Origin of the sequence: Paraburkholderia sp. C35 (assembly GCF_003121405.1) — a bacterium.
Lineage (GTDB): Bacteria > Pseudomonadota > Gammaproteobacteria > Burkholderiales > Burkholderiaceae > Paraburkholderia.
Genome location: NZ_QBUY01000015.1, coordinates 68,612 through 89,025 on the forward strand (window position 1 = coordinate 68,612; position 20,414 = coordinate 89,025).

17 protein-coding genes and 1 pseudogene are annotated in these 20,414 nt (G+C 62.6%); 5 read left to right on the forward strand and 13 right to left on the reverse strand.

What is annotated here, in order from left to right:
* Positions 1–97: 97 nt before the first annotated feature.
* From DK391_RS12520 to pilM, 7 genes and pseudogenes are all read right to left on the reverse strand, one after another.
* Complete coding sequence (locus DK391_RS12520; RefSeq protein ID WP_109478320.1) at positions 98–1,327, reverse strand: deoxyguanosinetriphosphate triphosphohydrolase; 1,230 nt, start codon at positions 1,325–1,327, stop codon at positions 98–100.
* Between the two features lie 54 nt (positions 1,328–1,381).
* Positions 1,382–2,473, reverse strand: a complete 1,092-nt coding sequence (gene aroB, locus DK391_RS12525; RefSeq protein ID WP_109478321.1) for a 3-dehydroquinate synthase — start codon at positions 2,471–2,473, stop codon at positions 1,382–1,384.
* Positions 2,474–2,480: 7 nt separating this feature from the next.
* On the reverse strand, positions 2,481–3,032 hold the full coding sequence (locus DK391_RS12530) for a shikimate kinase (RefSeq protein WP_109478322.1): 552 nt from the start codon (positions 3,030–3,032) through the stop codon (positions 2,481–2,483).
* A gap of 137 nt (positions 3,033–3,169) precedes the next feature.
* Positions 3,170–4,759 carry a type IV pilus secretin PilQ gene (gene pilQ / locus DK391_RS12535; protein WP_109478323.1) on the reverse strand — a complete coding sequence of 530 codons (1,590 nt, stop codon included), beginning with the start codon at positions 4,757–4,759 and terminating at the stop codon, positions 3,170–3,172.
* Complete coding sequence (gene pilO, locus DK391_RS12540) at positions 4,756–5,670, reverse strand: type 4a pilus biogenesis protein PilO (protein WP_109478324.1); 915 nt, start codon at positions 5,668–5,670, stop codon at positions 4,756–4,758. The genes pilQ and pilO overlap by 4 nt, the downstream gene beginning before the upstream one ends.
* Positions 5,667–6,278: a fimbrial assembly protein gene (locus tag DK391_RS12545; RefSeq protein WP_109478325.1), complete on the reverse strand. Its 612-nt coding sequence runs from the start codon at positions 6,276–6,278 to the stop codon at positions 5,667–5,669. The genes pilO and DK391_RS12545 overlap by 4 nt, the downstream gene beginning before the upstream one ends.
* Positions 6,275–7,234 (reverse strand): annotated as a pseudogene (gene pilM, locus DK391_RS12550) (pilus assembly protein PilM). Before pilM ends, DK391_RS12545 begins: the two are co-directional and overlap by 4 nt.
* A 251-nt stretch (positions 7,235–7,485) precedes the next feature.
* Here pilM and DK391_RS12555 point away from each other — a divergent pair.
* On the forward strand, positions 7,486–9,876 hold the full coding sequence (locus tag DK391_RS12555) for a penicillin-binding protein 1A (RefSeq protein ID WP_109478326.1): 2,391 nt from the start codon (positions 7,486–7,488) through the stop codon (positions 9,874–9,876).
* 104 nt (positions 9,877–9,980) lie between these two features.
* Here the strand turns inward: DK391_RS12555 and cyaY are convergent, their stop codons facing one another.
* Entirely contained in the window at positions 9,981–10,298 is a 318-nt protein-coding gene (gene cyaY / locus DK391_RS12560) for an iron donor protein CyaY (protein WP_109478327.1), read from the reverse strand.
* Between the two features lie 35 nt (positions 10,299–10,333).
* On the opposite strand from cyaY, the gene DK391_RS12565 reads away from it, so the two are divergent.
* Together DK391_RS12565 and lysA are read left to right on the forward strand one after the other, a co-directional pair.
* A complete protein-coding gene (locus DK391_RS12565) occupies positions 10,334–10,651 on the forward strand; it encodes a lipoprotein (protein ID WP_109478328.1) in 318 nt (105 codons plus the stop codon).
* Between the two features lie 9 nt (positions 10,652–10,660).
* Positions 10,661–11,923: a diaminopimelate decarboxylase gene (gene lysA / locus DK391_RS12570; RefSeq protein ID WP_109478329.1), complete on the forward strand. Its 1,263-nt coding sequence runs from the start codon at positions 10,661–10,663 to the stop codon at positions 11,921–11,923.
* Between the two features lie 77 nt (positions 11,924–12,000).
* Here lysA and msrQ read toward each other — a convergent pair whose 3' ends face one another.
* The 5 genes from msrQ to DK391_RS12595 all read right to left on the reverse strand — a co-directional run bounded on the left by msrQ (position 12,001) and on the right by DK391_RS12595 (position 18,129).
* Complete coding sequence (msrQ, locus tag DK391_RS12575) at positions 12,001–12,693, reverse strand: protein-methionine-sulfoxide reductase heme-binding subunit MsrQ (RefSeq protein WP_109478330.1); 693 nt, start codon at positions 12,691–12,693, stop codon at positions 12,001–12,003.
* A 10-nt stretch (positions 12,694–12,703) separates the two neighbouring features.
* Positions 12,704–13,699: a protein-methionine-sulfoxide reductase catalytic subunit MsrP gene (msrP, locus tag DK391_RS12580; protein WP_109478331.1), complete on the reverse strand. Its 996-nt coding sequence runs from the start codon at positions 13,697–13,699 to the stop codon at positions 12,704–12,706.
* A 174-nt stretch (positions 13,700–13,873) separates the two neighbouring features.
* Positions 13,874–15,040 carry a c-type cytochrome biogenesis protein CcsB gene (gene ccsB, locus DK391_RS12585; RefSeq protein ID WP_239482803.1) on the reverse strand — a complete coding sequence of 389 codons (1,167 nt, stop codon included), beginning with the start codon at positions 15,038–15,040 and terminating at the stop codon, positions 13,874–13,876.
* A gap of 55 nt (positions 15,041–15,095) precedes the next feature.
* Entirely contained in the window at positions 15,096–17,333 is a 2,238-nt protein-coding gene (locus tag DK391_RS12590; RefSeq protein WP_109478333.1) for a cytochrome c biogenesis protein ResB, read from the reverse strand.
* Positions 17,334–17,475: 142 nt separating this feature from the next.
* Complete coding sequence (locus tag DK391_RS12595; protein WP_109478334.1) at positions 17,476–18,129, reverse strand: c-type cytochrome; 654 nt, start codon at positions 18,127–18,129, stop codon at positions 17,476–17,478.
* 267 nt (positions 18,130–18,396) lie between these two features.
* Between DK391_RS12595 and yihA the strand changes: the two genes are divergently transcribed.
* Entirely contained in the window at positions 18,397–19,053 is a 657-nt protein-coding gene (gene yihA, locus DK391_RS12600; protein WP_109478335.1) for a ribosome biogenesis GTP-binding protein YihA/YsxC, read from the forward strand.
* A 245-nt stretch (positions 19,054–19,298) separates the two neighbouring features.
* Positions 19,299–20,297, forward strand: coding sequence for a porphobilinogen synthase (hemB, locus tag DK391_RS12605; RefSeq protein ID WP_109478336.1), 999 nt, complete (start codon positions 19,299–19,301; stop codon positions 20,295–20,297).
* The last annotated feature ends 117 nt before the right edge of the window (positions 20,298–20,414 follow it).

Here is a 20,414-nt window from a genome sequence, read left to right on the forward strand (position 1 = left end):
TTCCTGATTATCGGGACTATCGCGACTATCGGCAGGTTGCGGAACGCAGATAGCGGTTGCATGGCGCTAGTCGGATGAAGCGCCGTGCGTCAGCGCGTCATTCGCCGTCCACCACGAACAGCCGCTGATACTCCTTCGCCGCATACCGATCCGTCATGCCCGCGATGTAATGCGCGATCAGGCGCGGCTGCTTCGACGCGTCCGTCGTCTGATACGCGGGCGGCAGCAGCCGGGGATCGGCGATGAACGCATCGAACAGACCGGCGATCACGCGCTGCGCCTTGTTCGCCATGCGCATCACGCGATAGTGGCGATACAGGTTCTTGAAGAGAAACCGCTTGAGGGCCGTCGCCTGAGCGGCGACGTCGTCACTGTGCGCGACGAGCGGCGGCGCACGCCGCACGTCATCCAGCGACGCGGGCGCATGCCGCGCGATATTGCGCGTAGTGGTGTCGATCAGATCCACGATCAGCGCGTTGATGATGCGCCGCACGGTTTCGTGAATTAGCCTGCGCCCTTCGATATGCGGATAATCGCGCCGCGCCGACTCGTAGTGCACGCGCCACAATTCCACTTCCGCGAGTTGATCGACGGTGAGCAGACCGGAGCGCAGACCGTCGTCGACATCGTGATTGTTGTATGCGATTTCGTCGGCGAGATTGGCGATCTGCGCTTCGATCGATGGCTGTCTGCCTTGCAGAAAACGCTCGCCCAGTTCGCCCAGGCGCCGTGCATTGTCGCGTGAGCAATGCTTGAGAATGCCTTCGCGCGTTTCGAAGCAGAGATTGAGACCGTCGAATGCGCCGTAGTGCTCTTCGAGATCGTCGACGACAGCGAGGCTCTGCAAGTTGTGCTCGAAGCCACCGTGATCGCGCATGCATTCGTTGAGCGCGTCCTGCCCGGCATGACCGAACGGCGTGTGGCCAAGATCGTGCGCCAGCGAGATCGCTTCGACGAGATCTTCGTTGACGCGCAGATTGCGTGCAACGGATCGCGCAATCTGCGCGACTTCGAGACTATGCGTGAGACGCGTGCGAAACAGATCGCCTTCGTGATTCACGAAGACCTGCGTCTTGTATTCGAGCCGGCGGAAAGCGGTTGAATGAACGATGCGATCGCGGTCGCGCTGGAACTCGGTACGCGCGCTCGGCGGCGCTTCGTGATGACGCCGGCCGCGCGATTGCGATGAATGCGCGGCATACGGCGCGAGATGCGCTTCGAGAGCGGCGATGGTAGGCAGCGACACGGCGCCTGCGGCAGGTCTGGAAGCAGGCTGTGCGGGAGCGTCGAATGATTCGCTCAGATTGTCGCTGCGTATTTCACTCACCGATATCTCCGAATCAGATGCGACGGCCGCTGTACTGTGCCGCTGCGCGCCGCGTCAGGTGTTGACGCTGGCTTCGAGTGTCTCGAGCACTACGCCGTCAGGGGCGGGGGTGATCAGTGTGTCGCCGAACCGCTTCAGCAGGATGAACTTGATCTCACCTGCTTCCGCCTTCTTGTCGACGCGCATCAGATCGACATAGCGCGATGCGCCGAGCGTAGGTGCCCGCGTGGGCAGATGCGCGGCTTCGATGACGGCGACGAGCCGCTTGCGCGCAGCTTCGTCGAGATGGCCGAGACGCACGGACAGATCCGCCGCCATCACCATCCCGCAGCCGACTGCCTCGCCATGCAGCCACTCACCATAGCCGAGGCCTGCTTCGATCGCGTGACCAAACGTATGGCCGAAGTTGAGGATTGCGCGCAGGCCGCCTTCGCGTTCGTCCGCAGCCACCACCGATGCCTTGATCTCGCACGACCGCTTGACCGCCTCGGCAAGCGCTTCTGGCTCACAGCGATTCAGCGCTTCGATATTCGCTTCGATCCAGTCGAAGAACGCGGCGTCGGCAATCGCGCCCGTCTTGATGACTTCGGCGACGCCCGCCGCCAGTTCGCGCGGCGGCAGCGTGCGCAGCGCGCCGATATCGGCGATCACAGCTTGCGGCTGGTAGAACGCACCGATCATGTTCTTGCCGAGCGGGTGATTGATGCCCGTCTTGCCGCCCACCGACGAATCGACCTGCGAGAGCAACGTGGTCGGCACCTGGATAAACGGCACGCCGCGCATATAGCAGGCAGCCGCGAAACCCGTCATATCACCGATCACGCCGCCGCCGAGCGCGATCAGCGTAGTCTTGCGGTCGGCGCGCGCGCCCAGCAGCGCGTCGAAAATCAGATTCAGCGTTTCCCAGTTCTTGTACGCCTCGCCGTCGGGCAGCACGACCGTCGTCACATCCTTGCCGAGCGGCGCGAGCGCCTGGCGTAGCTTGTCGCCGTAGAGCGGATCGACCGTCGTGTTGGTGACGATCGTCACCGACGCACCGCGAATGTGCGGCGCGAACAGCTCGGTCTGGCCGATCAGATCGGCGCCGATATGGATGGGATAGGCACGTTCGCCCAGTTCGACATTGACGGTAATCATGGGATTCATCTCGTCATTATGACGCAGGAGATTTGGCCACGCCCGCCATCTCGAGCTGCATCAGCACCATGTTGACGAGCCCGTTGACAGACGGACGGCCCGTTTCGATCACGAAATCGGCGCATTCGCGGTAAAGCGGATCGCGCACCTCGTAGAGCGCTTCGAGGCGTCCTTTCGGGTCCTCGGTCTGCAAAAGCGGACGGTTCTTGTCGCGCCGCGTGCGCAGCCAGAGATCGTGCGGGTTGGCGCGCAGATAGACGACCACGCCGTGCGCACGCAGCGCCGCGCGGTTTTCCGGGCGCAGCACCGCGCCGCCGCCCGTGGCGAGGACGATACTGTCGCGCCCGGTCAGCTCGGCGATCACCTGCGACTCGCGGTCGCGAAAGCCCGCTTCGCCTTCCATCTCGAAGATAACCGGGATGCGCGCGCCTGTGCGCGCCTCGATTTCATGATCGGAGTCGAAGAACGGGCGATCCAGCCGGCGTGCCACGGCCCGGCCCACGGTGGTCTTGCCTGCCCCCATGAGCCCTACAAAAAAAACATTGGCGTGTGCGTCCCGCGCTTGCAACTTATCCTCTGGCTAATCCGGTGAAGTTCGTGCGGCAGCTTACTGGCAAAGCGCCTGCCTTGTCGAGCCTGAAGGCCGGCGCGCCTCCCGCCCGCCTTGCCTGCAGCCCGCGCCCGTGGCGCTTTGCCGCCGATCCGTCAATTTGTCTGCACAACCCTCGGCGTGATGAAAACGACGAGTTCGCTGGTCAGGTCGCGATGCGCGCGATGGCGGAAAAAAGCGCCCAAAAGCGGTATTTTGCCCAGGAGCGGCACGCGCGTCACATCATCGCGGTCATCGGACTCGTAAATTCCGCCGATCGACACCGTTCCGCCGTCTTCCACTTCGACACGTGTCTGCACGTGTTTCGTGTTGATGGCCGGCCCGGAGGCCGTCTGCTCGCCGACGCTGTCCTTGGCGACGTCGAGATCCAGCACGACGCGACCGTCCGGCGTAATCTGCGGCTCGACCTCCAGTTTGAGGCTGGCGCGGCGAAACTGCACACCCGACACGCCCTGCCCGACTTTTGCCTGATACGGCAGCTCGGTGCCCTGCTCGACGATTGCCTTCATCCGGTCCGCCGTAACGACGCGCGGACTCGACACGATCCGACCGAGCCCTTCTGCTTCGAGCGCGCTCAGCTCGATGTTGAGGAGCCGCGTCGCCTGCGCGGCGAACAGCGTGAAACCCGCGGGGGCCGCGTCGAAGCCGGAAATCGGCCGCGCCGACAGATCGAAGATCGCGCCGTCCTTGCCACCGACCACGCCCTCCGTCTTGCCGTCCTCGTTCGTGCCGACCATCGCCAGCTTGACGCCCAGATTGCGCGAAAACCCTTTCTCCGCTTCCACGATGCGCGCCTCGATCAGCACCTGGCGCGTGGGCCGATCCAGCGAGGCGATCAAATCGGCGATCTGGCTGAGACGCGCGTCGAGGTCGGTAACGAACAGCAGATTGGTGCGCGGATCGGCCATCGCCGCGCCACGCTTCGACAGCACGCGCTGGCTGCCCGACGCCGTCAACAGCTTGCGCAGCTCCTCGGCGTGCGCGTAGTGCAGCTCGAAGGTGCGGCTCGCGAGCGGCTCCAGATCGGCCGCGCGCGCGTGCGCCTCGAAGCGCTGACGCTCGCGCGCCGCCAGTTCGGATTGCGGCGCGACCCAGATCACGTTACCGCGCTGTTCCATCGCAAGACCGTTGATGTCGAGCAAGGTATCGAACGCGGCGCGCCACGGCACGTTGTCCAGATGCAGCGTGACCGAGCCGCGCGCCTTATCGCTGGCAACGATATTCAGGCCGGTGAATTTCGCAAACGCGCCGAGCACGGCGCCCAGTTCGGCGCGCTGGAAATGCAGCGTGATCGGCCGGTCGGCGGGCAATGATGTTGACGCACTCGTGCTCAAACGCGTTGCGGGCGCGAGCGGAACGGGCGGCCCTTCGAGCGCGTCCGTTTGCGTATCGGATTGCCGTCGCGGCGCAGTGTCGGCGTCGCTGCGCCCGACGGCGGGCGGTTCGTCGGCATCCAGCGATGTCTGCGCGTCGCGTCCCGCCGTTGCGGCTACGCCTGTTGCACCTGGCTCGAAGGGATTGGCAACATCCGTCGTAATCACGCGCGGCAGCGGCGGCATGCCGGACGGTGTGAGCGTATCGTCGAGAGGCATGTCGGCGGGAAGCGGCGGCAGCGATGCGCGTGCCGCCATCGCCGCGAACATAGCGCACGCGATCAACGAACGTATGGCGAGAAACCGCTTCATTCGACGACCTCCGCGAGCGTCAGCGAATACAGGCTGCCATCGCGCTTTGCCAGCGTGAGCGCGCTGGCATCGACCTGCGCAACACGCTCGTCGCCCCACTGCTGGCCCGCTTCGAGCGTCTGGGCGTTGTCGCCCGTCTCGATCAGTGCGAGACCACGCAGGCGATCGGCGAGCAGCCCGACCAGCCGCATCGATGACAAAGCGTCTTCCGGCGCCGGCGTAGAGACAGCCGGCTGAAACGGATCGTAGAACACGATCTCTTCGTCGGGATCGAACGCGTCGGGATCGTCGCGCACGCTTCGGTGCGCGGCCGTCTGCACAGGATGAATCGCGCTGAACGAACGCAGCGTGGCGTTGAGCTGCAAGCTGTCGCGCTGGCGTTTGAGCGTCACCTCCTCGGGCACGACCAGCACGGGCAAGCTGGCAAGTGCTTCGAGAAAATCGGCGATGTGGTCGAAATCGGCCTGAGCCGTCACGCGCAACGGACGCATCGCGTCGAGTCCGCTGCCCGTCACGAGGCCCGGCTCGACGCCCAGCAGTGTCACGTCGTTGCGCGTGGCGAGTTGCGAAATCACGCGGATGTCGTCTGCCGAGGTCCAGTTTGCGGGCATCGGCGTAGCGATTGCATCCTTGCGCATCGACGGCAACTGCGCACCGGCTTTCTCGGCTTCGCTCAGTTTGCGCTGTGCCTCCGACAACGCATGGCGGCTCGCCTGCAAGCCGCTCATGTCCGCCGTGAGCCACGCATTTGCGCCCAGCGCAAACGCGATCATCGCGACAATCGACATGACAAGCCAACGCCGCTTCGCACTCCACGCTTCGAGTGGCACGCGCAGGCGCTGCAGTAGCACGTTTGCGCCACGCGCGCGCGCCGTTGGCATACCGATGCGGCCAGCAATCGTAGTGTTCATTTGTTACCTCTTGTGTTCTGCCGGGCCGTCGCCGAAGCCTTGGGCTTTTCGGGCGGCCGCTCCCATTTCAGATGCGCGGTGACGTCAAACGCCGGAGAAGCGTCCTTTGCAGCCGGCGCCCGGTGCACGTCGCTCAGATCGGAATCCCTCACGCCCTTCAGTTCGGCGAGCCGGTTCAACCACGCCGCCGACGCCGCGTGATCCGACGAAGCCGCCAGCAGTTCCGTCTCGCTTTCGCGATGTTGCAACTGCCTGACGACTACAGACTCGGACGACTCGCGGCTCAACGCTTCGAGCAGATCGAGCAGATGGGTGAGCGGCGCGGAAAGCGTCGCAGCGCGCTCGTTTCGCAGGCGCTCATCGCGCGCTTCGCCTGTCAGCCGCGTATGCTCGGCAAGCTGCGGCGCGAGCGCCACGAGCCGTTGCTCAACCGACACGCGCTCCCCGTCGATGCGCACCCTCTCGACCGTCTGCCACGCCACCAGCAAGGCGACAGCAACACAGCCACAAAGCGCTGCACTCGCCCATTCGACATAGCGTCGCCGGCGCGCGAGCCGTGCGTCACGCTGCCGATGCGGCAAAAGATTGAACCCGTGGACGGCCATCATTGCGCAATGCCACGCAAGGCGAGACCAAAGGCCACGGCAAACGAAGCCTCGTTCAGCAAGTCGGATTGCGGTATCACGTTGCCGTCGCTCAGCGAAGCGCAGTCGAACGGCAATACGGAACAGCCGAGCACATCACCGATGTCGGCAAGCGAAAAGCACACGCCCTCGAGCAGTTCGATTTCGCCACCCCCCAGCGCACACACATTCAGGCCGTCTTCCGCGAGATCGCGCATCGCGTCGGCAAGCCACGACTACTCGGGCGACGGATAACGGATTTCCGCGGCGATGGTTTCGTCTTCGATCCGCCAGCCCGACACGCCATCGCGGCCGATCCAGATTGCCGCATACGATTCACGCAACTCCAGCTCGTAAATGGCCGCGTGACGCAGTGCGCGCAATGCGGCATGAGGCTCGACATCGACCGTGGTCAGCGTGATGCCCGCCATCGCCGCACATTCGATACGCGCTTCGAGATGCTCGCGTGCCGTCGCCGCAATCGCCACCGCTCCCCGGTGCGATGGGGAGTCATCCACGTACCAGTCGACAGCGAGCGCATGCCGCTCGATACCCGCTACGCGCTCGGCCTCCATCAGCACGGCCGGCTCGAACGATGCGTCGCCATACGGCGCACCATTCATCCGATCGGCGGGCAGATGCGCGGTGAAAGTCGCGGAACCGGGAATCGCCATCGCGCAACGCAGCGCGCCCGACATGCAGTGCTGCGGCACATTGCCGAACGCCTCGCACACCATGCGCGCCACCGCCTGCCGGTCGACGATCTCCGCGCCCGCCATTGCGCCAGGCGCGAGCGGCTGCAAAGCGATGCATTCGATGCGCACCGGCTCCCTCTTCCGTGCATTGCAACTCAACACAACGAGCCGGACGGCTTGCGCGCCCACATCGATACCGACGGCCTGACGCCGCGTTGCGATTCGAAACGAGTCTTTTAACGCCATTGCTTCCCCCTCGGATGCCAACGAAAACGAGTGCCCGCGGCACTGGGACAGCGCGGGCAACGGAAGGCATTCTGCGCAGCGGGACGCACAAGCGAAATTCAGCCGAATGGCTAATGGTCGGGTAACAGATACCCAGCGACAATCAAAGGCACTACAGTGTTCTCATGGTCCTGCCATCGCGGCAACCGTAAGCGCGGCGAAAGCTGCCGGGTCAGGCGGCTATAATCGCGGGACCGTTTTCTGGTGTTCATATGCAATCCACGACTCCTACGTCTCCGCCTCCGGCACCGCAGAAGCGCAAGCGCCCTCTCTGGCTGAAGATCATCTTCGGCTTCGTCGGGCTGATCTTTGCAGGAATCATTTGCGCTGTGCTCGTGCTGGGATACGCGCTGGTGGTCGCCACCCCGAATCTGCCGTCGCTCGACGCCCTCACCGACTATCGTCCGAAGGTGCCGCTGCGCATCTACACGGCGGATCACGTGCTGATCGGCGAGTTCGGCGAAGAGCGGCGTGACATCGTGCACATGCGCGAAGTGCCGGACAATCTCAAAAAGGCCGTGCTCGCGATCGAGGACGCGCGCTTCTACGATCACGGCGGCGTCGATCTGACGGGCATCGCGCGCGCCGGCGTGGTCGCGCTCACCAACGGCCATGCGACGCAAGGCGCGAGCACGATCACGATGCAGGTCGCGCGCAACTTCTTCCTGTCCAGTGAGAAGACCTACACGCGCAAGATTTACGAGATGTTGCTCGCGTACAAGATCGAATCGAAGCTGACCAAAGATCAGATTCTCGAGGTGTACATGAATCAGATCTATCTCGGTCAGCGCGCGTATGGTTTCGCGAGCGCGGCGCGGGTGTACTTCGGCAAGGATCTCAAAGACCTGTCGCTGGCCGAGTGCGCGATGCTCGCCGGTCTGCCTAAAGCGCCTTCCGCCTATAACCCGGTCGTGAATCCGAAACGCGCGAAAGTGCGTCAGGAATACATCCTTCAGCGCATGCTCGAACTGGGCTACATCACGCAGGACCAGTACGAGACTGCGAGCCGCCAGCCGCTCATCGTGAAGGGCGCGGGCAAGGAATTCAGCGTGCACGCGGAATACGTCGCAGAAATGGTGCGGCAGATGATGTACGCGCAATACCGCGAAGAAGCCTATACACGCGGCCTGAACGTCGTGACGACCATCGATTCCGCCGATCAGGATGCCGCCTACCGCGCGCTGCGCAAAGGCTTGATGGATTACGAACGGCGTCACGGCTATCGTGGCCCGGAAGCGTTCATCGATCTGCCCGCCGACGCCGACGAACGCGAACAGGCCATCGACGACGCGCTGCTCGAGCATCCCGACAACGGCGAGATCATCGCGGCAGTCGTGACGTCCGCGAGTCCGAAGCAGGTGCAGGCTACGCTGATCGACGGCAACGCCGTGACGATCACGGGCGACGGGCTGCGCTACGCAAACTTCGCGCTGAGCGCACGCGCGCAGCCGAACCAGCGCGTGCGGCCGGGCGCGATCATCCGTATCGTGAAGAATGACGACGGCGACTGGTCGATCACGCAATTGCCGCAAATCGAAGGCGCGTTCGTGTCCGTGGTGCCGCAGGACGGCGCGATCCGGGCGCTGGTCGGCGGCTTCGACTTCAACAAGAACAAGTTCAACCACGTCACGCAGGCATGGCGCCAGCCGGGTTCGAGCTTCAAGCCGTTCATCTATTCGGCCTCGCTCGAAAAGGGTCTCGGGCCGGCCACCGTGATCAACGACGCACCGCTCTTTTTCAGCGCAGCTGAAACGGGTGGCCAGGCGTGGGAACCGAAGAACTACGGCGGCGGTTTCGACGGTCCGATGTCGATGCGCACGGCGCTGCAGAAATCGAAGAATCTCGTCTCGATCCGCATCCTCAATCACATTGGCACGAAGTACGCGCAGCAGTACATCACGCGCTTCGGCTTCGATGCGGACCGTCATCCCGCCTATCTGCCGATGGCGCTCGGCGCCGGTCTCGTCACGCCGCTGCAGATGGCGGCTGGGTATTCGGTGTTCGCTAACGGCGGTTATCGCGTGAATCCGTATCTGATCGCCGAAGTCACCGATCAGCGCGGCATGGTGGTCGCGCATGCCGATCCCCTCGTCGCCGCGAGCAATGCGCCGCACGCAATCGAGTCGCGCAACGCGTACGTGATGAACAGCCTGCTGATGAGCGTCGCGCAGCGCGGCACGGGCGCCAAGTCGAACGTCCTGAAGCGCACCGACCTGGCGGGCAAGACGGGCACCACCAACGATTCGCGCGACGCGTGGTTCGCCGGCTATCAGCACACGCTCTGCGCAATTGCGTGGATGGGCTACGACAATCCGCGCAGCCTTGGCGACAAGGAAACGGGCGGCGGCCTCGCACTGCCCGTGTGGATCGACTACATGGGACGCGCGCTCAAGGGCGTGCCCGAGTACAAGATGCCGATGCCCGAAGATGTCGTGTCTATCGGCGACGAGTTGTACTTCGACGACTTCACGCCGGGTAACGGCTTCGTGTCGACGGTCGGTGTGACACTGCCGCCGCCGGGCGCCAGCGACGCGAGCGCGGCGCCGGCTGCCGTCGGCGCGCAGGAGAAAGAGGACATCATGAACCTGTTCAAAGGTCACTAGCTCTAGCGTGCCGCACAACAAAAAAAGCCGCCGCGTAACGACACGCGGCGGCTTTTTTGTTTCTGCGAGCGGGCGTCGGCGTCATGCACGCCGACACGCCGTGCTCACGATTCGATCCGCACCGGCTCGCCAGCCTGTTGCGTCGCGTACTCGGACAGCGCCGAGTAGAACTCCGTGCCGTTGCGCGTATCCTTCCACGCGCCGTCGACGTAACGGAAGTGATAGCCGCCCGACTTCGCGGCGATCCAGATTTCCTGCATCGGCGGCTGCAGATTGACGATGATCTTGGTGCCGTTCTCGAATTCGAGCGTGAGCACGTTGCCGCTGCGCTCGAACTCGATGTCGGCGTCCGCGTCGTCGATCGAGCGCTCGATGGCTGCCAGCACGGCCTCGGCGCGGGTCAGGTATTCACTGTCGGACATGCTAAACTCCAGCGATTAATTATTCAGGGACAGTCATGCGAGTCGTTTTCCGGACGAGCGCCAAGGCCACGATTCTAGCGACTCTCACTATTGTCGCAGGTGTCGCGCTCAGCGGCTGCGGACAACGTGGTTCGCTGTATATGCCGACCGTTCCGCCGCTTCCGGCCAAACCGACCGCACAGACCACACCGTCATCGTCCGATGAAGTGAAGCCCGGCGCTGATACCGCTGAAGGTTCCATTCCGGATACGTCGGGTACGCCGCTGTCCCTGTCGCCCGATTCCGAACTGCTCACCGCGCCGTCGTCGAACGCACCCGCCCAACCGGCATCCGGCGCGTCCGAAGCTCAATAAGACTGTCGTATGACTCAATCCGCTTTTGCCTATGTCGACGGCGTGTTGCACGCTGAAGGCGTGTCCGCCGTATCGCTTGCCGAACAGTTCGGCACGCCGCTCTACGTCTATTCGCGCGCTGCGCTGAGCAAAGCGTGGCACGCGTACGCCGACGCTTGCGCGGACCGTCGCGCCACCGTGCACGTCGCCGTGAAGGCGAACAGCAATCTCGGCGTGCTCAACCTGTTCGCGCGCATGGGCGCGGGCTTCGACATCGTGTCGGGCGGCGAACTGGCGCGCGTGCTCGCAGCAGGCGGCAAAGCGGAAAACACCGTGTTTTCGGGCGTCGGCAAGAGCGTTGCCGAAATGCGCGAGGCGCTCGCGGCCGGCGTGAAGTGCTTCAACGTCGAATCGATTCCCGAACTTGACCGCCTCAACGTGGTGGCGGGTGAAATGGGCAAGAAAGCGCCCGTGTCGCTGCGCGTGAATCCCGACGTCGATGCGAAGACGCATCCGTATATCTCGACGGGTCTGAAGTCGAACAAGTTCGGCGTGGCTTTCGACGACGCGCGCGCCACGTATCGCGCCGCCGCTGCAATGAAGAACCTCGATGTAGTCGGCATCGACTGCCATATCGGTTCGCAGATCACGGAAGTCGCGCCGTATCTCGACGCCGTCGACAAGCTGCTCGAACTGGTCGAACAGATCGAAGCGGACGGCGTGAAGATCAGGCATATCGACGTGGGCGGCGGTCTCGGCATCACGTACGACGATGAAACGCCGCCGGATATCGGCGACTTCGTGCGCACGCTGCTCGACCGGATCGAAGCGCGGGGCCATGGTCATCGCGAGGTGTATTTCGAGCCGGGCCGTTCGCTGGTCGGTAACGCGGGCATGCTGCTCACGCGCGTCGAATTCCTGAAGCCGGGCGCCGAAAAGAACTTCGCAATCGTCGATGCGGCAATGAACGATCTCGCGCGTCCCGCGATGTACGAGGCGTATCACACAATTGAAGCCGTTGTGCAGCGCGCCGGCGACAAGCACGTGTACGACGTCGTCGGTCCCGTCTGCGAAAGCGGCGACTGGCTCGGACGTGACCGCGCGCTCGCCGTCGAACCTGGCGATCTGCTCGCGATTCAATCCGCAGGCGCTTACGGTTTCACGATGGCCTCGAACTACAACACGCGTACGCGTGCAGCCGAAGTCATGGTCGACGGCGACAAGGCCTATGTCGTGCGCAAGCGCGAAGAAGTGAAAGACCTGTTTGCGGGCGAATCCGTTTTGCCGCAATAACGCTGACACGCTCAATGCAAAAAAGCGATGCGCTAACAACGCATCGCCTTTTTTATCGTCTGTCGGTTCGCATCGAATCAGACTTTCGCCCGCTGCCGAATCCGGTCTCGCGCCCACACAAGCACGCGCCAACCCAGCAACGCGATCACGATCGCACCGTAGATCTTCGGCAAGATCAGGTCGTGCTTGCCCGCCTTCATCCACCAGAAATGCAGGATTGCCAGCGCCGCGATCACGTAGATCGCGCGGTGCAACGTCTGCCAGCGCCTCCCGAGCTTGCGCACCATCGCTTTCGGCGACGTTATGGCAAGCGGTATCAGCAGAACAAACGCCGCGAAGCCGACGGTGATGAAGGGTCGCTTGCCGATGTCTTTAACGATTTCGGCAATGTCGAACCACTTGTCGAACCAGAAGTACGTGGTGAAATGCAGCGCGCCGTAAAAGAACGCGTAGAGGCCGAGCATCCGCCGGAAGCGCAGCAATGCATTCCAGCCCGTCAGCTTGCGCACCGGCGTCACGGCGAGCGTGATGCAGATGAACACCAGCGTCCACAAGCCTGTCGAACGCGTGATGAACTCGATCGGATTCGCGCCGAGGCCGCCCGTGAAGCCGAGCAGCACGATGCGCGCGAGCGGGTACAGCGCCGCGACGAACACCGCGATCTTCGCCGGCACGAGCCAGCGGTTCGCATTCGTGCTCACTTTGCGCGTCGAACGCACGGTGTTCGTCGCAGTGCTGACACTCGCGGGTCGGGTTGTTTCGGTTGCCATGCGTGCCGCCTCAGAAGTTCTTCTTCAGGTCCATGCCCTGATACATCGAAGCGACCAGATCGCCGTAGCCGTTGTACATCAGCGTCTTGCGCTTCGGCGTGAAAAAGCCATCCTCACCGATCCGACGCTCGGTCGCCTGACTCCAGCGCGGATGGTCCACATTCGGGTTCACGTTCGAATAAAAGCCGTATTCCGTCGGTGCGTAGGTGTTCCAGCTGGTCGGCGGCTGCTTGTCGACGAAGCGGATCTTCACCAGCGACTTCGCGCTCTTGAAACCGTACTTCCACGGCACGACGATACGCACGGGCGCGCCGTTCTGATTCGGCAGCACCTGACCGTAGACGCCCATCGTCAGCAGCGTCAGCGGATTCATCGCTTCGTCCATGCGCAGCCCTTCGGAATACGGCCATTCGAGAATCGGCTCGGACAGTCCCGGCATCTGCGACGGATCGGCCAGCGTGATGAACTGCACGTATTTCGCATTTGCCGTCGGCTGTGCGCGTTTGACGATCTCCGACAGCGGAACGCCAATCCACGGAATCACCATCGACCAGCCTTCGACGCAACGCATCCGGTACACGCGCTCTTCGAGCGGCGCGAGCTTCAGCAATTCGTCGAGGTCATACACCTTCGCGTTCTTCACCTCGCCTTCGACACTCACCTTCCACGGACGCGGCCGCAGCGTCCCGGCGTTGTGCGCGGGGTCGGCCTTGTCGGTGCCGAACTCGTAGAAGTTGTTGTAGGTGGTGATGTCTTTGTACGGCGTGACCTTGTCGGTGACGACGAACTTCGGATTGGTTTTCGCACCGAGCTTCTGCGCTTTCGGATCGCCCGGCGCAAATTCCGCGAATGCCTCGCCATGCACGCCGATCAGGCCGCCGAGCGCCATCGCGCCCGCCGCCTGCAATATCCGCCGGCGATTCTCGAACACGCGCTGGGGCGTGATCTCACTGCGTGCGATGTCATCACCGTACAGCTGGCTACGGTCGCTTCGCTTGATCCACATACTGAAAACTCCTTGCCGGGCGCGTCGGCCCGATCGCTATCCATTCGACTGGCGGAGGACAGCCGCCGTTCTACGCTCTGTTAACACACGCAGCGCACAAACCTTCCATATCGGCATAAAAAAACCGCCGGTGCAGTGCACACGGCGGTTTCTGGTGTTCGGAACCGGCAGAACTTACAGCTTGCCGTAGCTATGCAGCCCCGACAGGAACATATTGACGCCGAGGAACGCGAAGGTGGTCACCAGCAGCCCCGTCAGCGCCCACCAGGCCGCCACGGCGCCGCGCAGGCCTTTCATCAGACGCATGTGCAGCCAGGCGGCATAGTTCAGCCAGACGATCAGCGCCCACGTTTCCTTCGGATCCCAGCTCCAGTAGCCGCCCCAAGCTTCGGCGGCCCACAGCGCGCCGAGAATCGTCGCGATGGTGAAGAACGCGAAGCCGACAGCGATGGACTTGTACATCACGTCGTCGAGCACGTCGAGCGTCGGCAGTCGGTCGGCGAGTACGCCGCGTTCTTTCATCAGATACGCGACGCCGACCATCGCCGACAGCGCGAAGCTGCCATAACCAATGAAGTTTGCCGGCACGTGGATCTTCATCCACCAGCTTTGGAGCGCGGGGACGAGCGGCTGGATCTGCTGCGCATCGCGAGCGATCGAGTACCACATCAGGAAGCCGACAGCCGCGCTGATCACCAGCAGCACGAACGCGCCGAGCGAGCGCGTGTTGTAGTGCTGCTCGTAGTACAGGTAGAACAACGCCGTGATCAGGCTGAACAGCACGAACACTTCGTACAGGTTGGAGATAGGAATATGGCCGACGTCCGCGCCGATCAGATACGACTCGTACCAACGCACCATCAGGCCGACGAAGCCCATCAGCACGGCCACCCACGTCATTTTCGAGCCGATCGCGGCGCCCGTCGGCGAGCGCGACAGCATGCCGATCCAGTAGAACAGCGTGGCCAGCACGAACAGCGCGCTCATCCACAGAATGGCCGACTGGCTCGACAGGAAGTATTTGAGGAAGAACGCGTGATCGGCACGTGCCAGATCACCGCCGTAAATCTGGATCGCCGACAGCGACAGCACGGCGATGCTCGCCATCAGCAGACGCACCGGCTTCCAGCGCCAGCCAAGCACGACAAAAACGGGCACCGTGCACACCAGCACCAGTTTGTCGTAGTAATTCATGTACTCGTGATAGCGCGACAGCGCGAAGCCCGCGCCTGCCACCATCGCGAGCGCGAACAGCCAGTCGAACAGGCCGAGGCGCTTCAGGAATGGACGGTCGTCCAGCAGCGCTTCGCCAGACAGATGCGGGATCGAATGAGCCGCCATATCAGCGCGCGGCTTGCCACGCGAGGATGAAGAAACTTGGGTCAGGTCCATGATCTTACCGGGTCAAATCGGATGAATCGGCGGACGCTTCGCTCGTTGCACGGGCGGCGCCCTTTGGCGCGTCGTGGGCGGAATCGGCGTCGACAGGCTTGCCGCCCAGCGCCGCACCGACGGCATCGCGGGTTTGTGCAAATTCCTTCTCGAAATCGAACGTCTTGCGCGCGGTCGACATCGCCATCACGACATTCACGCCGCTGCCGCCATGCGGCGCGTCCTTGAGCCAGAACCACAGCCGGCGTTCACGCACGTAGAACATCGAAAAGATGCCCAACACGAGTAGCAGGCTGCCAAGATACACGACTTTTTTGCCCGGCGCGCGCGTCAACTGAAATACCGAAGCTTGCACCTGCTTGAAGGAATCAAGCTGCAAAAAGACGGGCGAACCGTACAGAAAACTGTCCGAAATCGCGTTGATCGAGCTCTGGATAAAGCGGCTAGTGATCGGGTCGGCGGTTGCCGGGCCTTCTCCCGCCTGCTTGCGCGCGAGTTGCCACACGTCCCACATCGAACCTTCGAGCATGCGAAGCAAGAGTCCTGCCGCTTTCTCCTGTTCCCCCTTGGGGACAGAGCGATCGATAAACGCAGCGACGGCCTGAAAACCACCGGCCTTCTGGCCATTGGCCGCCTTGCCGAGGGTCGGATCGTCGCCCGCGAAAAGCGTCAGCACGCGGGCCGCGCTTTCTTCCAGATGCTGTTGAAGTTCGGCGTTCGACTGCACCGAGCGCTGCGCGAAGTCGCGCGCCGCCTGGGCACGAATGGCGGGATCCTGCAGCGCGGCGCGCATGCGCATCCATTCGTTGACAGTGCCGCCCGCGTCGGCGGGAATGCGCAGATAGCGGAACGGATCGTCGGGATTTGAGCGCATGCCGGCAAGGAACACGCGCTCGCCGTTCACGTCGACGGGCAGCATGTAGTTGTTGTACTCGCGCGCCTGGCCGTCCTCGTCGCGCACCTTGTATTGCACCGACGGGCCGACATTGCTCAGATCGACGGGCTTCGAGGTTTTCGCGCCGGAGCCGAGCCGTTCGTCGAAGGCCTGTTTCAGCGACTCGTGTGCCGCGACGCCACGCGCGTCGGTCTGACCGTTGCCGTTCGAGATGTTTTCGACGTTGATCGCGCGGAAATCGGCAAATTCGACCGTTTGGCTGTCGGCGCCGGGAATCGACGCACTCAGCGTCTTCGAGCCGCCGATCTCACCGTTGAACGGCTCGGTCTTGACGTTGCTGCCCGTCATCGGCCATGCCGTCATCTGCATCTGCGAGCCGCCGTCCTGGAAACTCGACTGGTAAATCGACACGCCGTCGTACTCGAACGGCTTGTTCACCTCGACGCGCGCCGGAATGCGCTTGCCCGTCTTGTGGTCGATCACGACGATGTCGCTGGCGAACAGCTTCGGCATGCCCGTCGAGTAGTAATCGACGATGAACTTGTTCAGTTCGATGGAAAACGGCAGATCCTGGATCAGCGAACCGTCCTGCTGGTTCAGGATGGCCGTCGACACATGCTGGCCTTCCGGCACCCACGCGTAGCCGCGAAAGGTCGGATTGCCCTGCGACAGCCGATGCTCGGGCGGGATGTCATTAATCACCGAGTTGCTGCGGATCGGCGTCTTGTCGAACATCCACATCTGCAGCTTGATAGGCAGATTGCTGTCGAGCAGCCCGCCGATACAGATCACCACGATCGCGATGTGCGCCGAGATGTAGCCCAGCTTGGTCAACGCGCCGCGCTTGGCGGCGATCAGCGTCGCGCCTTCGCTTTCGCGCGTCACGAACTTGTAGCCGAGCTTCGCCGACAGCTTGCCGAGCGTGGCGGCGGTTTGCGCGCGCGTGGCGTTCGGCACGGCGAACTCGCCCTTGTGATGGAACGCGCGCAGGCTGCCTTCGCGAACCTTGTCCTTCCAGCTTTTTGTGTCGGCAATCATCTTCGGTGCATTGCGGATCACGCACAGCGAGATCGACACGACCAGAAAGCCGAGGATCAGCATGAACCACCACGCGCTGTAGACGTTGTAGAGGCTCAGTGAACGGAAGATGTCGGCCCAGAACGGACCGAACTGATTGACGTAGTTCGGATACGGATCGTCCTGCGTGAGCACGGTGCCGATGATGCTCGCGATCGACAGGATCACAAGCAACGAGATGGCAAAACGCATCGAACTCAGCAATTCGACCGACGTGCGCACGAAGCGCTGACGCGACTTCAACTCCAGACCCGACGTGGTGACGCTCATTCAAACTCCGACTGAACAGCAAAAAAGGGTGCAGGGATATCGCTGCTTGCGATTCCCTCACCCTTTTTCTTGTTTTTCGCTAGCCATCTTAAGGCTTGCCGGACGGTTCGTCCGATGGCCAGCTTCACTTGCGTACGGACTCTTAATGCAAGCCCGCGATGTAATCGGCAACTGCCTTGATCTCGCTATCCGACAGACGTCTGGCGATGGCATGCATGGCTTCGTTGTTATTGCGCGCGCCCGGACCCTGCGTGAACGCGTTCAACTGTGCCACCGTGTATTCCGCCCATTGTCCCGACAGACGCGGATACTGGGAAGGAATGCCCTGCCCCGTCGGCCCGTGACAGCTTGCGCACGCCGGCACGCCCTTGTCGGCGACACCTGCCCGGTAAATCTTCTGTCCGAGCGGCACGGTGTCCTTGTTATGCGCGTAGCCTGGCTTCGGTGCCTGCGACGCGAAGTACGCCGCCACGTTGACCATATCCGCATCGGTCAGCGCTGCCGCCATCCCGGCCATGATCGCGTTGTTGCGCGCGGGCTGCTTCGCCCCTGGCTGGGTCTTGAAATCCTTGAGCTGCTTGACGAGATATTCGGGGTGCTGGCCGGCGAGCTTAGGATACGCGCCGCCCGCGCTATTGCCATCTGCACCATGACATGACGCGCATACCTGCGCCGCTATGGCTTGTCCCCGATTCAAATCCGGCTTTGTCTGATCCGCCGCTTTTGCCTGTGCTGCCAAACCTGAAAGACCTGCTGCTGTGTGAAGTACCACCAGAAACTTGCCCAGTCGATTCATTCGCACACCCTGTTTCGTCTTGTGGGAATTAGAGGTTCTGCAAAATACGACAGCGACCGATCAGCCGCCGAGGCCCGCGCGGCGGCCTCACAGGTTTTCAGTAAACCATCGTATTGTACAATAACTCGCTAATCGATCTGGCGCCAGTCGGGCCTCTCCGGCCTTTACGGCCGGGCTGCATTGCCCTTGCACCGCAAGTCATCAGGTCCGTCGATGTGCGCAGGACGTCCGCCCGACGTCCATTTACCCGTCCTTCCGGTCTTCCCCATGTCGTCTTTCCTGCTCCACCAAGCCCGTTTTCTCACGACCGTCAATCACCTGCGCGATCTGCCGCCCACGCCACAGCCTGAGGTCGCGTTCGCGGGACGCTCGAACGCGGGGAAGTCGACGGCGATCAACATCCTCTGCAACCAGAAGCGGCTGGCGTTTGCCAGTAAGACGCCGGGGCGCACGCAGCACATCAACTATTTCTCGGTGGGACCAGCGGACGAACCCGTGGCGAATCTCGTCGACCTGCCCGGCTACGGCTACGCGGAAGTGCCCGGCGCGGCGAAGGCCCATTGGGAACAGTTGCTGTCGAGCTATCTGCAAACCCGCTCGCAGCTGCGCGGCATGATCCTGATGATGGATTCGCGCCGGCCGCTGACGGAACTCGACCGACGGATGATCGAGTGGTTTGCGCCGACGGGCAAACCGATCCACACCTTGCTCACCAAGTGCGACAAATTGACCCGCCAGGAAAGTATCAACGCGCTGCGCGCGACGAAGAAAGGGCTGGATGAATATCGTGCGGCGGGTTATCAGGGCGAACTGACGGCCCAACTCTTTTCCGCGCTCAAGCGGGTCGGTCTCGACGAGGCACACGCGCTGATCGAAAGCTGGGTTGCGCCCGATATGGCGGGCGATTCAGGCGAACAAGCCTGAACCTGAAAACGCTGCAAAGGCCGCCGCATAACGCTGGCGGCGCTTTTCGTCCGCCCAGAAAAAAACCCGCCGCTAGATGACGGCGGGTTAAACAGCCTAATCGAAAAACGACAGGCACCCGCTCAGGGAGGAGAAGCGGGGAGGTCAGCGCTAGGCGCCTTGCTCGATCGGTATGATATACCATTGTCTCGAAAAGTTTCTGGCGGGGTGCCGCCAGCATTTTTGACTTTGGCAGATATCTCCACATGAGCTTCTATCCGCATCACCGCCCGCGCCGCATGCGCCGGGACGACTTCTCGCGCCGCCTGATGCGCGAAAACATTCTCACCACCAATGATCTGATTTACCCCGTCTTCGTGCTCGAAGGGACGAACGTGCGTCAGGCCGTTCCGTCGATGCCCGGCGTCGAGCGCGTCTCGGTCGATCTGCTGATGGGCGTCGCCGAGCAGTGCATGGAACTGGGCGTGCCCGTGCTGTCGCTGTTCCCGGTGATCGAGCCGTCGCTGAAAACGCCCGATGGCCGTGAAGCGACCAACGAAGCGGGCCTGATCCCGCGTGCCGTGCGCGAACTGAAAAAGCGCTTCCCCGAACTGGGCGTGCTGACGGACGTCGCATTGGATCCGTACACCAGCCACGGCCAGGACGGCGTGCTGGACGAAAATGGCTACGTCATCAACGACGAAACGGTCGAGATTCTGGTTGAACAGGCGCAGACGCAGGCGCAGGCTGGCGTCGACATCGTCGCACCGTCCGACATGATGGACGGCCGGATCGGCTCGATCCGCGAAATGCTGGAAAGCGAAGGCCACATTCACACGCGGATCATGGCTTACTCGGCCAAGTTTGCGTCGGCGTTCTACGGACCTTTCCGTGATGCCGTGGGTTCGGCAGCGAATCTCGGCAAAGGCAACAAGATGACGTATCAGCTCGATCCCGCCAATTCGGACGAAGCGCTGCGCGAAGTGCGCGCTGACATCGACGAAGGCGCGGATATGGTGATGGTCAAGCCCGGCATGCCGTATCTCGACATCGTGCGTCGCGTGAAAGACGAATTCCGCTTTCCGACTTACGTCTATCAGGTCAGCGGCGAATACGCGATGCTGAAGGCTGCCGCACAAAACGGCTGGCTGGACCACGACAAGGTGATGATGGAATCCTTGCTGGCGTTCAAGCGCGCAGGCGCGGACGGTGTGCTGACGTATTTCGCGCTGGATGCCGCGCGGCTGTTGCGGGCGCAAAAGTAAGCTCGCCGTTGATGCCGTAATGTTCTGCACGGCAGCGCGGCACGGATGAAAAAAGCGGAGGCCGCCTTCTGGCGGCCTCCGCTTTTTGTATTTGATGTGGGCGCGTCGCTCGTTTTG

Coding starts and splice junctions, on each gene's coding strand:
- DK391_RS12595 (WP_109478334.1), bottom strand. CDS start 18,129: ATGAATCGACTGGGCAAGTTTCTGGTGGTACTTCACACAGCAGCAGGT.
- DK391_RS12545 (WP_109478325.1), bottom strand. CDS start 6,278: ATGATGGCCGTCCACGGGTTCAATCTTTTGCCGCATCGGCAGCGTGAC.
- pilO (WP_109478324.1), bottom strand. CDS start 5,670: ATGAACACTACGATTGCTGGCCGCATCGGTATGCCAACGGCGCGCGCG.
- pilQ (WP_109478323.1), bottom strand. CDS start 4,759: ATGAAGCGGTTTCTCGCCATACGTTCGTTGATCGCGTGCGCTATGTTC.
- cyaY (WP_109478327.1), bottom strand. CDS start 10,298: ATGTCCGACAGTGAATACCTGACCCGCGCCGAGGCCGTGCTGGCAGCC.
- lysA (WP_109478329.1), top strand. CDS start 10,661: ATGACTCAATCCGCTTTTGCCTATGTCGACGGCGTGTTGCACGCTGAA.
- hemB (WP_109478336.1), top strand. CDS start 19,299: ATGAGCTTCTATCCGCATCACCGCCCGCGCCGCATGCGCCGGGACGAC.
- DK391_RS12555 (WP_109478326.1), top strand. CDS start 7,486: ATGCAATCCACGACTCCTACGTCTCCGCCTCCGGCACCGCAGAAGCGC.
- yihA (WP_109478335.1), top strand. CDS start 18,397: ATGTCGTCTTTCCTGCTCCACCAAGCCCGTTTTCTCACGACCGTCAAT.
- ccsB (WP_239482803.1), bottom strand. CDS start 15,040: ATGGCGGCTCATTCGATCCCGCATCTGTCTGGCGAAGCGCTGCTGGAC.
- aroB (WP_109478321.1), bottom strand. CDS start 2,473: ATGAATCCCATGATTACCGTCAATGTCGAACTGGGCGAACGTGCCTAT.
- DK391_RS12565 (WP_109478328.1), top strand. CDS start 10,334: ATGCGAGTCGTTTTCCGGACGAGCGCCAAGGCCACGATTCTAGCGACT.
- msrQ (WP_109478330.1), bottom strand. CDS start 12,693: ATGGCAACCGAAACAACCCGACCCGCGAGTGTCAGCACTGCGACGAAC.
- msrP (WP_109478331.1), bottom strand. CDS start 13,699: ATGTGGATCAAGCGAAGCGACCGTAGCCAGCTGTACGGTGATGACATC.
- DK391_RS12590 (WP_109478333.1), bottom strand. CDS start 17,333: ATGAGCGTCACCACGTCGGGTCTGGAGTTGAAGTCGCGTCAGCGCTTC.